Below are 12,269 nucleotides of genomic sequence, written 5' to 3'. Positions count from 1 at the left end.
ATGATGAGCACACCGCACCCCGAGAGCGGCCACGAGCTGATCCGGAAGATCCAGGCGATGCCCGCCAAGCGGCAGCGCGCCGTGATCGCGCTGCTGAGGAAGCAGGGCGTGGACCTCTCCGCGCTGGACATCATTCCGACCCTGCCGCGTTCCCCGGAGCAGCCGCTCCCGCTGTCCTTCGCGCAGCAGCGGCTCTGGTTCCTGGCCCAGCTGGAGGGCACCAGCACCACCTACAACGTCCCGATGGCGATGTGGCTGCGCGGGCCGCTCGACCGCCCCGCGCTGCGGCTGGCGCTGGCCCGCCTCGTCCGGCGGCACGAGGCGCTGCGCACCCGCTTCGAGGAGCGCGCCGGCGTCCCGTACCAGGTCATCGACGACGGGACCGGCTTCGCCGTGCGCGAGCAGGACCTCGGCGACCCGGCGGACCTCTCCCGGATCTGCCACGAGGAGGCGGTCACGCCGTTCGACCTGGCGCGGGACCCGCTGATCCGGGTGCTGCTGCTGCGCCGGAGCGCCACCGAGCACGTCCTGATGGTGACGATGCACCACACCGTCTCCGACGGCTGGTCGGTCGGGGTGTTCTTCCGCGAGCTGGCCGCGCTGTACGAGGCGGCCTGCGAGGGGCGCGACCTCGAACTGGACCCGCTGCCGGTGCAGTACGCCGACTTCGCGCACTGGCAGCGCGAGTGGCTGGCGGGCGAGGTGCAGACCCGCCAGGTCGACTACTGGAAGGCACAGCTCGCCGGCGCCGACGCCACGCTGACGCTGCCCGCCGACCGGGCCCGCCCGCCGGCGCGCGACTACGCGGGCACCCGGGAGTTCTTCCGGTCCACCCCGGAGCTCCTCGGGAAGCTCCGGGAGCTGGGCGAGCGGCACGACGCCACCCTGTACATGACGCTGCTCGCCGCCTACTCGGTCGCGCTGCACCGCTACACGCAGCAGACCGACATCGCGGTCGGCACCGTGGTGGCCAACCGCAACCGGGCCGAGGTGGAGGGGCTCATCGGCCTGTTCGCCAACACCCTGGTGATGCGCAACGACCTGTCCGACGACCCGACCTTCGTCGAGCTGCTGGCCCGTGTGAAGCGGACCGCGCTGGAGGCCTTCGACCACCAGGACGTGCCCTTCGAGGCCGTCGTGGACGCCCTCCAGGTGGAGCGCAGCCTCAGCCTCTCGCCGGTGTTCCAGACGGTGCTGGTGCTCCAGGAGGAGCAGACCGAGCCGCGGCTGACGCTGGGCGGCCTGGAGGTCGCCCCGGTCGAGTTCGACTTCGACATCACCAAGTTCGACCTCACGCTGGACCTGCGGGAGACCCCGGACGGCCTGTCCGGCGCACTGGAGTACAGCACCGCCCTGTTCGACCGGGAGACCGTCCAGCGCTTCGTGCGCCACTTCCTCACCCTGCTCGGCTCCGTCGTCGAGGCGCCGGAGGAGCGGATATCCCGGCTGGGGCTGCTGGACACCGCCGAGCTGGGCGCCATGATCGACGAGTGGATCGCGCTGCCCGGCGACGCCTCCGCGCAGGGCCGGTCGCTGCACGGCTGGTTCGAGGAGCGGGTGCGCGAGGCGCCGGACGCGGTGGCGGTGCGCTCCGGGGACGTCGAGCTGAGCTACGCGGAGCTGAACGCGCGGGCCAACCGGCTGGCCCGGTACCTGCGGGTGCTCGGGGTGAAGCGCGAGTCCCTGGTGGCGCTCTGCCTGCCGCGCAGCGAGTGGCTGGTGGTGTGCGCGCTGGCGGTGCTGAAGGCGGGCGGCGCGTACGTGCCGGTGGACCCGTCGGCGCCGGCCGAGCGGCTCGCCCACGTCCTGGCGGACAGCGCCCCGCGGGTGCTGCTGGTGGACGGCGCGCCGCCGGAGGGGCTGGACACCGGCGCGGCCGTCGTCGTGGACGTCACCGGGGACGCCGGCCGCTGGGAGGGGCTCCCGGAGGGCGACCTGTTCCCGGCCGCCGGGGCCTCGCCGGCCGACCTCGCGTACATCATCTACACCTCGGGATCGACCGGCCTGCCCAAGGGCGTGATGGTCGAACACCGCAACGTGGCACGGCTGTTCACCGCGACCAGGGAGCAGTTCGGCTTCGGCGCGGACGACGTCTGGACGCTCTTCCACTCCTTCGCGTTCGACTTCTCGGTCTGGGAGATGTGGGGCGCGCTGCTGCACGGCGGCCGCGTGGTGGTCGTCCCGCAGGAGGTGGCGCGCAGCGCCCGGGACTTCTACGCGCTGCTCTGCGCGGAGGGCGTCACCGTCCTGAACCAGACGCCGAGCGCCTTCGGGCAGCTGATCGCGGCGCAGGGCGAGGACGGCGCCCGGCACCGGCTGCGGACCGTGGTGTTCGGCGGCGAGGCGCTCGACACCGCGGCGCTGCGCCCGTGGTTCGCCCGGCCGGAGAACGCCGGGACCGGGCTGGTCAACATGTACGGGATCACCGAGACGACGGTGCACGTCACCCACCGCGTGGTGACCGGGGCCGACACCGAGCGGTCGACCAGCCCGATCGGCGGCCCGCTGTCCGACCTCTGCGTGTACGTCCTGGACCGGCACGGCAACCCGGTGCCGACCGGCGCGGTCGGCGAGATGTACGTCGGCGGCGAAGGCGTGGCCCGCGGCTACCTGAACCGGCCGGAGCTGACCACCGAACGGTTCCTGGAGGACCCGTTCCGCGGCGTCCCCGGCGCCCGGATGTACCGCTCGGGCGACCTGGCCCGCCGGCTGGCCGACGGCTCGCTGGAGTACCTCGGCCGCAACGACGACCAGGTCAAGGTCCGCGGCTACCGGATCGAGCTCGGCGAGATCTCCGCCCGCCTCGGCGACCACCCCGGGGTGCGCTCCTGCGCGGTCGTGGTCCGCGAGGACCAGCCCGGCAACCGGCAGCTCGTGGCCTACGTGGTGCCGGCGGCCGGCCAGGACGAGCCGGAGCTGCGCACCGGGCTGGACCGGCTCGCGCGGCGCTCGCTGCCCGAGTACATGGTCCCCGGCGCCTACGTGGTGCTGGCGGCGCTGCCGCTGACCACCAACGGCAAGCTCGACCGCGCCGCGCTCCCGGCCCCCGGCATCGAGGCCTACGCCCGGCGCGAGGAGCGGGAGTACGTCGCCCCCGCCCCCGGAACCGAGCAGACGCTCGCCGCGGTCTGGGCCGACCTGCTCGGCTTCGAGACCCACGAGATCAGCGCGACCGACAACTTCTTCACCCTGGGCGGCCACTCGCTGATCATCACCGTCCTGGTGGCCCGGCTGCGCGAGTCCGGGCTGCACCTCGCCGTCCGCGACCTGTTCTCCGCGCCCACCCTGGCGGGCCTCGCGGAGCGGATCGACGCCGGTGCCGCGGGCGGCGCGGACGGCGGGACGGGAACGGCCGGCGGCGCCCCCGGCTACACCGTGCCGCCGAACCTCGTCCCCGAGGGCTGCGAGCGGCTCACGCCCGACCTGCTGCCGCTGGTCCGGCTGGGCCAGGACCACCTCGACGCGATCGCGGACCGCGTCCCCGGCGGCGCGGCCAACATCCAGGACGTCTACCCGCTGGTCCCCTCGCAGGAGGGCATCCTCTTCCACCACCTGATGGACCCGGAGAACGACCCGTACGTGATGTCCGTGGCGTTCGTCGCGGACGACGAGGCGGCCTGCACCGCCTTCACCGGGGCGCTCCAGACCCTGATCGACCGGCACGACGTGATGCGCACCGCGGTGCTCACCGAGGACCTGCCGGAGCCGGTCCAGGTGGTCCACCGCACCGTCGCCCTCCCCGTGGCGCACATCGCCCTCGACGCCGGCACCGACGCCGAGGAGCAGGTCCGCGCGCTGCTGGACCACCCGTCCGCCCTGCCGCCGGACGAGGCGCCGATGCTGAAGGTGCGGGTCGCCCCGGACCCGGCCTCGGAGCGCCGCTTCCTCGTGGTCAACTTCCACCACCTCATCGAGGACGCCACCTCGCTGCGGCTGATCATCGACGAGCTCGTCGCTCACATGGCCGGGCGCGCCGACCTGCTGACCCCGCCCGCGCCGTACCGCGACTTCGTCGCCCACACCCTGCACCAGCTGCGGACGGGCGACGCGGAGCAGTACTTCCGCACCGCGCTCGGCGACGTCACCGAGCCGACGGTCCCGTTCGGCCTGACCGACGTGCGCGGCGACGGCCGCCGGACGCGCAAGCCGCGCCGCTCGCTGGACGCCGGGCTCACCCGGCGGCTGCGGGCCGAGGCCGGCCGGCTCGGCCTGAGCCCGGCCTGGCTCTTCCACGCCGCCTGCGCCCGGGTCGTGGCCGCGGGCAGCGGCCGCGACGACGTGGTGTTCGGCACCGTCATGTCGGGCCGCCTGCAGGGCGTGCCCGGCGTGGAGCGGATGCTCGGCAACTTCATCAACACCCTCCCGCTGCGGGTGCGGCTGGCCGGCCGGACCGTCCGCGAACTGGTCGACGAGGTGGCCGCCGGGCTGCGCGAGCTGATCGTCCGCGAGCAGTCCTCGCTGAGCCTGGCCCAGCGCTGCAGCGGGCTGGACGTCGACACCCCGCTGTTCAGCGCCGCGATCAACTTCCGGCACTTCGAGCCCGCGCACGACGACACCCCGGCGCCGACCCTGGAGGCCCAGGGGATCAACTGGCTCGCCTTCATGGACCGCACCAACTACCCGATGGGCATGTCGCTCGACGACATGGGGGACGAACTGTCCCTGACGGTCCAGATCGAGGACGCGGTCGAGCCCGAGACCCTCCTGACGTACGTGGAGACCGCGCTCGCGGGCATCGTCGACGCGCTCGCCGCCGACGACGGCCGCGGCACCCGCGCGCTCGACATCGACGTGCTGCCCCCGGCCGAGCGGCAGCGGCTGCTCACCGCCGCCCACGGCGCCCGCCCCGCGTACCCGCAGGACGCCTGCCTCGCCGAGCTGTTCGAGGAGCAGGCGGCCCGGCGGCCCGACGCCGTCGCGGTGCGCCACGGCGGGCAGCAGCTGACCTACGGCGAGCTGAACGCCCGCGCCAACCGGGTGGCCCACCACCTGCGCGGCGCCGGCGTCGGCCCGGACGTCCTGGTCGGCCTCTGCGCCGACCGGTCGCCGGAGCTGGTGGTCGGCCTGCTCGGCATCCTCAAGGCGGGCGGCGCCTACGTCCCGATCGACCCGGACTACCCCGAGCAGCGGATCGCCACCCTGCTCGACGGCTCCGGGGTGCGCACCGTGCTGGGGCAGTCCCGGCTGCCGGACACGCTGTTCGACCGGGTCGCCGAGGTGGTCCACCTCGACACCGGCGAGCGCGCCGACGGCCGGGCGCAGGTCCTGGCCGGCCGGCCGGCGACCGACCCCTCCCGCGCCGGGTGGGGCCTGACGGCGGACAGCCTGGCCTACGCCATCTTCACCTCCGGGTCCACCGGCCGCCCCAAGGGCGTCCTGGTGGAGCAGCGCGCCGTGGTCCGGCTCGTGACCAACCCCGACTACTTCGCCGCGGACGAGGACACCGTGGTGCTGCACCACTCGTCGATCTCGTTCGACGCCGGCACCCAGGAGGTGCTCACCCCGCTGGTCAACGGCGGCGTGCTGGTGCTGCACGACGGCGACTCCAAGGACCCGGCCCAGCTGCTGGACTGCGTCGGGCGCACCGGCGTCAGCAGCATGCTGCTGTCGGCGGCCTTCCTGCCGGCCTTCGTCGAGTCCGCGGCCGGCCGCGACCTGGCGCTGCGCTTCCTGGCCGTGGTCGGCGACACCTTCTCGGCCCGCGACGTCGGCCGGCTGTACGCGGCGCACCCCGGCCTGACCGTGGTCAACGGGTACGGCCCGACCGAGAACGGCATCGCCTCCACGTACCACGAGATCCCGCGCGACCTCGCCGGGGACGCCCGGGTGCCGATCGGCCGCCCCGTCCCGCACACCACCGCCTACGTCACCGACGAGAACCTCCGGCTGGTGCCGGGCGGCGTGATCGGCGAGCTCTGCCTGGGCGGCGCCGGCGTGGCCCGCGGCTACCTCGACGCCCCGGAGCTGACGGCCCGGCGGTTCGTGCCGGACCCCTTCGGCGACGACCCCGAGGGCCGGCTGTACCGCACCGGCGACCTGGTGCGCCGGCTCCCCGACGGCACCCTGGAGTTCCGCGGCCGGGTGGACGAGCAGGTCAAGGTCCGCGGCTACCGGGTCGAGCCGGGCGAGATCGAGACGGTGCTGCAGGCCCACCCCTCGGTGCACAGCGCCGTGGTCGTGCCGCGCACCACCGGCGAGGTCGACGCCCTCAGCGCCTACCTGCGCCCCACCGAGGAGTGGCTGGACGCGGCCGCCGAGGCGCAGACCGCCGAGCACCTCGGCCAGTGGGAGCGGCTCTTCGAGGACCAGTACTCGCGCGGCACCGGGGAGACCGTCGCCGACGACCTCAACCTGGCCGGCTGGGAGAGCAGTTACACCGGGGAGCCGATCCCCGAGGACGAGATGCGCGAGTGGATCGACGGCACCGTCGAGCGGATCCTGGAGTTCGGGCCGAAGCGGCTGCTGGAGATCGGCTGCGGCACCGGCCTGCTGCTCTTCCGGTACGCGGAGGGCTGCGAGACGGTGCACGGCATCGACATCTCGCCCTCGGCGCTGGACGACGTGCGCCGGGGCGCGGAGCGCCGCGGCTGGTCCCACGTCACGCTGCGGCAGGGCGACGCCCTGTCGGTGGCCGGGCTCGGCGGCGCGGACGGCCCGACGTTCGACCTGGTCGTGCTCAACTCCGTGGCGCAGTACTTCCCGAGCCGGCACTACCTGCAGGAGGTGATCGCCCGCGTCCTGCCGCTGGTCGAGGAGGGCGGCCGGATCCTGCTGGGCGACATCCGGAACCTGGACCTGTTCTCCGCGCACGTGGGCGCCATCGAGCGCAGCCGCTCCGGCGTCCCGGCCACGGCCGGCGCACTGGCCTCGCAGGTCCAGCGCCGCCGCCGGCAGGAGACCGAACTCCTGGTCAGCCCCAGCTACTTCACGCGGCTCCCGGAGCGCTTCGCGGAGCTGGGCGCCGTCGACATCATGGTCAAGCGGGGCCTGGGCGGCAACGAGATGCTCTCCTACCGCTACGACGTGGTGCTGACCAAGGGCGCCACGGCGCCGGAGCCGGCCCACCCGTGGCTGGAGGCCGCCGACCCGGCCGGACTGCGCGCCCTGCTGGCGGCCGGCACCCCCGACCGGTTCGGCGTCACCGGCCTGACCAACCCGCGGATCGCGGAGGACGTGCACGTCGTCACCGAGCTGACCCGCTGGGCGCCGTCCCGCCAGGTGGAGCCGCTGCCGCGCGGCGCCCGGCTCTCCGCGCGGGCCCGGGCGGAGGTCCGGGAGCTGGAGGAGGCGCTGCGGCACGCCGAGGAGCTCGGGTACCGGGTCACCCCGACCTGGTCGCAGGACCGGCCGGACGGCCTGGACCTGCTGCTCGCCCGGGGCACGGCACCCCGCGCGCTGGCCCGCTCGCCGTACCGCGCCCAGCGCCTGGCGAACGCGCCGCAGGTCGACCGGGTGGGCCAGACCCTGGTCCGGGAGATCCGGGACCACCTGGCCGAGCGGCTGCCGGACTACATGGTCCCCGGTGCCTTCGTCGTGCTGGAGGAGCTGCCGGTCACCTCGCAGGGCAAGGTCGACAAGCGGGCCCTGCCCGCGCCGGACGAGGAGGACGTGGCCAAGGAGGTCTACGTCGCGCCCCGGACCGAGGCCGAGCACACCGTGTGCCGGCTCGTCGGCGGCGTCCTCGGGCTCGACCGGGTCGGCCTCCAGGACAACTTCTTCAACCTGGGCGGGCACTCGCTGCTGGCCACCCGCCTCAACCTGCGGGTCAAGAAGGAGACCGGCGCGGACCTGCCGCTCCAGCTCATCCTGACCGCCGGGACGATGGCGGAGATGGCCGCGGCCCTGGAGCAGGCGACGGCCGCGCCGGAGCCGGCCGCCGCCGGCCGCGAAGCCACGGACCGGGGCGGCGCACCGTCGGGACCGCTCGCGGACCTGGTGCCCGCCACCCCCGCGGCGGAGGGCGACGAGGCACCGCTGTCCACCACGCAGGAGGACCTCTGGTTCCTGCGCCGCACCGCGCACCTGGGCGCCGCGCACGACAACGTCCAGCTGGCCCTGCGCCTGCGCGGCCCGCTGGACCGGGCGGCCTGCACCGGCTCGGTGCGCGCCCTGGTCGAACGGCACGCCGTGCTGCGGACCGGCTACCTGCGCCGGGACGGGGCCGTCGTCCAGCGGGTGAACGGCGCCGACGGCTTCGAGGTCACCGTCCTGGACGTCCCGCGGTCCGCGGGCGGCGGCGACGCGGCCCTCACCGAGTGGCTGCGGGCGGAGCGGCTGCGCCCGTTCGTACCGGAGGACCGGCACGTGCTCCGCGCCCACCTGCTGGCCCTCGCCGAGGACGAGCACGTCCTCGTCCTGACCCGCCCCTGGGGCGTCTTCGACGGCTGGTCCACCGGCATCGTGCTGCGCGAACTGATCGCCGCCTACGGCGAGCTGAGCCGCGGCCGGGAGCCCGGATTCGCGCCGCTGCCGCTCCAGTACGCCGACTTCGCGCGCTGGCAGCGCCGGACCGTGGACGAGGCCGAGCTCGACCGGCAGCGCGACCACTGGCGCGAGCGGCTCGCCGGGCTGCCGCAGTGCCTGTCGCTGCGCGCCGACTACCCCCGCTGCCCGGTGAAGTCCCACCAGGGCGCGGCGGTGGAGTTCACCGTCCCGACCGGGCTGGCGGAGCAGCTGCGCAAGCTCAGCGCGGACCACGGCGCGTCGCTGTACATGACGCTGCTGGCGGCCTACGCGGCCCTGCTGGCCGGCCGCACCGACGACCGCGAGCTGGCGATCGGCTCCCCGGTGACCAACCGGCCGGCGGCCGAACTCGACGACCTCGTCGGGTACTTCGTCAACGCGCTGGTGCTGCGCCTCGACGTGGCCCCGCAGCGGTCCTTCACCGAGCTGCTGGCGCAGGCCCGGGAGGTGGTGGCCGAGGCCCAGGCGCACAAGGACGTCCCGTTCGCCGACCTCGTCCGCACCCTGGTGCCCGAGCCCGATCCGGCGCACTCGCCGCTGTTCCAGACGATGTTCAACCTGGTCCCGGCCCCGACCCCGGCCCCGGCCGGGAGGGACGGCGCCCCGGAGCGGGGCGGCGCCGGCGGCCTGGACGTGACGCAGCTGCCCGGCGGCAACGGCACGGCCGGGTTCGACCTGAGCATGGCGCTGCGCGAGACGGACGCCGGCCTGGAGGGCTACCTGGAGTACAGCACCGACCTGTTCGCCCGGGGCACCGCCGAGGCGCTGGTCCGCGAGTACGTCGACCTGTTGGAGCTGATCGTCCGCCGGCCGGACGCCGACCTCGCCCGGCTGGGCCGGCGGTCCGCAGAACAGAACCTGAAGGAGAACGCGTGAGCACGCTCACGGCCACCGTCCTCGGTGACGTGGCCCTCGTCGTCCTGGTGTCCTGGCTGTTCAGCGGCCTCGCCCGGCGCTTCGGGCAGCCCACCGTGATCGGCCAGATCATCGCCGGCATCGCCCTGGGGCCGACCCTGCTGGGCCACCTCCCGGGCGACCTGTCCACCTACCTGTTCCCCGCGGGGGCCCGGCCGTTCCTGGCGATGCTCTCCCAGATCGCGATCGTGCTCTTCATGTTCGTGGCGGGCTACGAGATCGACTTCCGCACCTTCCGGGCGGGGCGCACCGCGGTGGACGTCGCGGTGGCCGCCCTGCTGGTCCCGATGGGGCTGGGACTGGCGGCCGTCCAGCTCGGCGGCGGGCTGTTCTCGGCCGTGGACCCGGCCCATGCGGGCCACCGTTCGTTCTCGCTGTTCATGGCGGTGGCCGTCTCGATCACCGCACTGCCGGTGCTGGCGGCCATCGTGCGGGAGCGCGGGGCCGCGGGCACCCGGGCGGGCACGGTGGCGCTCGCGGCGGCCGGCCTCATGGACGTGGTGGCCTGGCTGGTGCTGGCCGCGGTGCTCAGCGAGTCCGGTCAGCCGATCCCGTTCTCCTGGATGGTCGCGCTGGCCCTGCTGGCCGTCTTCACGGCGTTCCTCTTCGGCGTGGCCCGTCCGGCCATGCGCTGGTGGCTGGACCGGCCGGCCGGGCTGATGAGCAGCCCGGTGCCGGCGGCGCTGATCCTCGCCCTGGGCAGCGCCTGGGTGACCCAGTCGCTCGGGCTGCACGCCGTCTTCGGCGGGTTCCTGGCCGGCCTGGCCATGCCGCGGCGGGGCGGCGCCCCGAACGCCGACGTCCTGGAGCCGATGGAGCAGACGTCGGCCGCGCTGCTGCCGCTGTTCTTCGTCACCACCGGGCTCTCCGTCGACATCTCCTCGCTCGGCGCGAGCGACTTCGCCCTGCTGGGCGTGCTCGTGCTGATCGCGGTCGCCGGCAAGGCGCTGCCCACCTACGGGGTGACCCGGCTGCGCGGCATGGAGCCCCGGGAGTCGGCGCTGGTCGCCGTCATGGTGAACACCCGCGGGCTCACCGAACTCATCGCCCTGGACGTCGGCAGGACGGCCGGGCTGATCGGCCAGCGGCTGTACGCCGTCCTCGTCCTCATGGCACTCATCACGACCTTCATGACCGGCCCGCTGCTCCAGTTGATCGGCAAGGGGAGGGGGGACGGGCGGCCCGAGGGCCGCCCGGGGCAGCTCGAACACTCCGGAAGCACCACTGCACATTCGGCACAGACCGCCGGCGTCGGCGGCGAAGAAGCGGGAGAGAAATCAGCGTGAGCAACACCGAAGCATTTGATGTCGTGGTCGTCGGCGGCGGCCCGGGTGGTTCGACGCTGGCCGCGCTCGTGGCCAAGCAGGGGCACTCGGTGCTGCTCCTGGAGAAGGAGGTCTTCCCCCGGTACCAGATCGGCGAGTCGCTGCTGCCGTCCACGATTCACGGCATCTGCAAGCTGACCGGGGCGGCGGACGAGCTGGCCAAGGCGGGCTTCCCGCTCAAGCGCGGTGGCACGTTCCGCTGGGGCGCCAACCCGGAGCCGTGGACGTTCTCGTTCTCCATCTCCCCGAAGATGGCCGGCCCGACCTCGACCGCCTACCAGGTCGAGCGGTCCAAGTTCGACAAGATCCTGCTGGACAACGCCCGCAAGGTGGGCGCGGTGGTCCGCGAGGGCTCGGCGGTCTCGGAGATCCTCGAGGACGACGACCGGGTCACCGGCGTGCGCTACACCGACGACCAGGGCGTGAGCCGGGAGGTCTCGGCCCGCTTCGTGGTGGACGCCTCCGGCAACCAGAGCCGGCTCAACCAGAAGATCGGCGGCCGCCGGGAGTATTCGGACTTCTTCCGCAACCTGGCGCTGTTCGGCTACTTCGAGGGCGGCAAGCGGCTCCCCGAGCCGAACCGCTTCAACATTCTCTGCGTGGCGTTCGACAGCGGCTGGTTCTGGTACATCCCGCTCAGCGACACGCTGACCAGCGTCGGCGCCGTCGTCCGGCGCGAGATGGCGGAGAAGGTGCAGGGCGACCCGGAGAAGGCGCTCCGGGCGCTGATCGACGAGTGCCCGATGATCGCGGACTACCTCGCCCCCGCCACCCGGGTCACCGAGGGCCAGTACGGCCAGATCCGCGTCCGCAAGGACTACTCGTACCACCACACCGCCTTCTGGCGCCCCGGGATGATGCTGGTCGGCGACTCCGCCTGCTTCGTCGACCCGGTGTTCTCCTCCGGCGTGCACCTGGCGACCTACAGCGCGCTGCTGGCCGCCCGGTCCATCAACAGCACGCTGGCCGGGACGGTCGAGGAGGAGGTGGCGATGAAGGAGTTCGAGGCGCGCTACCGCCGCGAGTACGGCGTGTTCTACGAGTTCCTGATGTCCTTCTACGACATGCACCAGGTGGAGGGCTCCTACTTCTGGCAGGCCAAGAAGGTCACCCAGAACAGCCGGGGCGAGCTGGAGGCGTTCGTCGACCTGGTGGGCGGCGTCTCCTCCGGCGAGGCCGCGCTCAGCGACGCGGACACGGTCGCGAAGCGCCTGCACCAGCAGACCGAGGAGTTCGCCTCGGCGGTCGAGACCATCTCCGACGGCAACACCGACAACTGGGCCCCGCTGCTCGGCTCGTCCGTGGTGCGCGAGGCGATGACCGAGAGCTCCAAGATGCAGATGCACGCGGCGCTGGGCGAGGACGCCGAGGAGGAGACGCCGCTGTTCGAGGGCGGGCTGATCCCCTCGCCGGACGGCCTGTCCTGGGTGCACGCCACGGCGGGCTGATCCCCGCCGGCTCCGCGCCGGCCCCGGGGCCGCCCGGGCCGCGGGGCCCCGGGCGGCCCGACGGCCATCGGCTAAGCCACCCGCGGAAAAGCCGGGACGAATGGCAACAACACCTTAG

Annotated in this window: 3 protein-coding genes; all 3 read left to right on the top strand. The window is 73.9% G+C overall.

The annotated features are described in order from the left end of the window. The first annotated feature begins 3 nt into the window (after nucleotides 1-3). The 3 genes from ABZ885_RS02235 to ABZ885_RS02225 are packed head-to-tail and all read left to right on the top strand — an operon-like array spanning nucleotide 4 to nucleotide 12,151. A complete protein-coding gene (locus ABZ885_RS02235) occupies nucleotides 4-9,339 on the top strand; it encodes an amino acid adenylation domain-containing protein (RefSeq protein ID WP_360182326.1) in 9,336 nt (3,111 codons plus the stop codon). Further along, entirely contained in the window at nucleotides 9,336-10,664 is a 1,329-nt protein-coding gene (locus ABZ885_RS02230) for a cation:proton antiporter (protein WP_360182323.1), read from the top strand. Before ABZ885_RS02235 ends, ABZ885_RS02230 begins: the two co-directional genes overlap by 4 nt. After that, complete coding sequence (locus ABZ885_RS02225) at nucleotides 10,661-12,151, top strand: tryptophan 7-halogenase (protein ID WP_360182320.1); 1,491 nt, start codon at nucleotides 10,661-10,663, stop codon at nucleotides 12,149-12,151. The genes ABZ885_RS02230 and ABZ885_RS02225 overlap by 4 nt, the downstream gene beginning before the upstream one ends. Nucleotides 12,152-12,269 lie beyond the last annotated feature (118 nt).

The sequence above is a fragment of the Kitasatospora sp. NPDC047058 genome (assembly GCF_040643935.1).
Taxonomy (GTDB): Bacteria; Actinomycetota; Actinomycetes; order Streptomycetales; family Streptomycetaceae; genus Kitasatospora.
This window is presented reverse-complemented; position numbering and strand designations above follow the sequence as displayed.

What these genes read in the sequence shown, in the direction of transcription:
- ABZ885_RS02235 (WP_360182326.1), top strand. Translation starts at nt 4, where the DNA reads ATGAGCACACCGCACCCCGAGAGCGGCCACGAGCTGATCCGGAAGATC.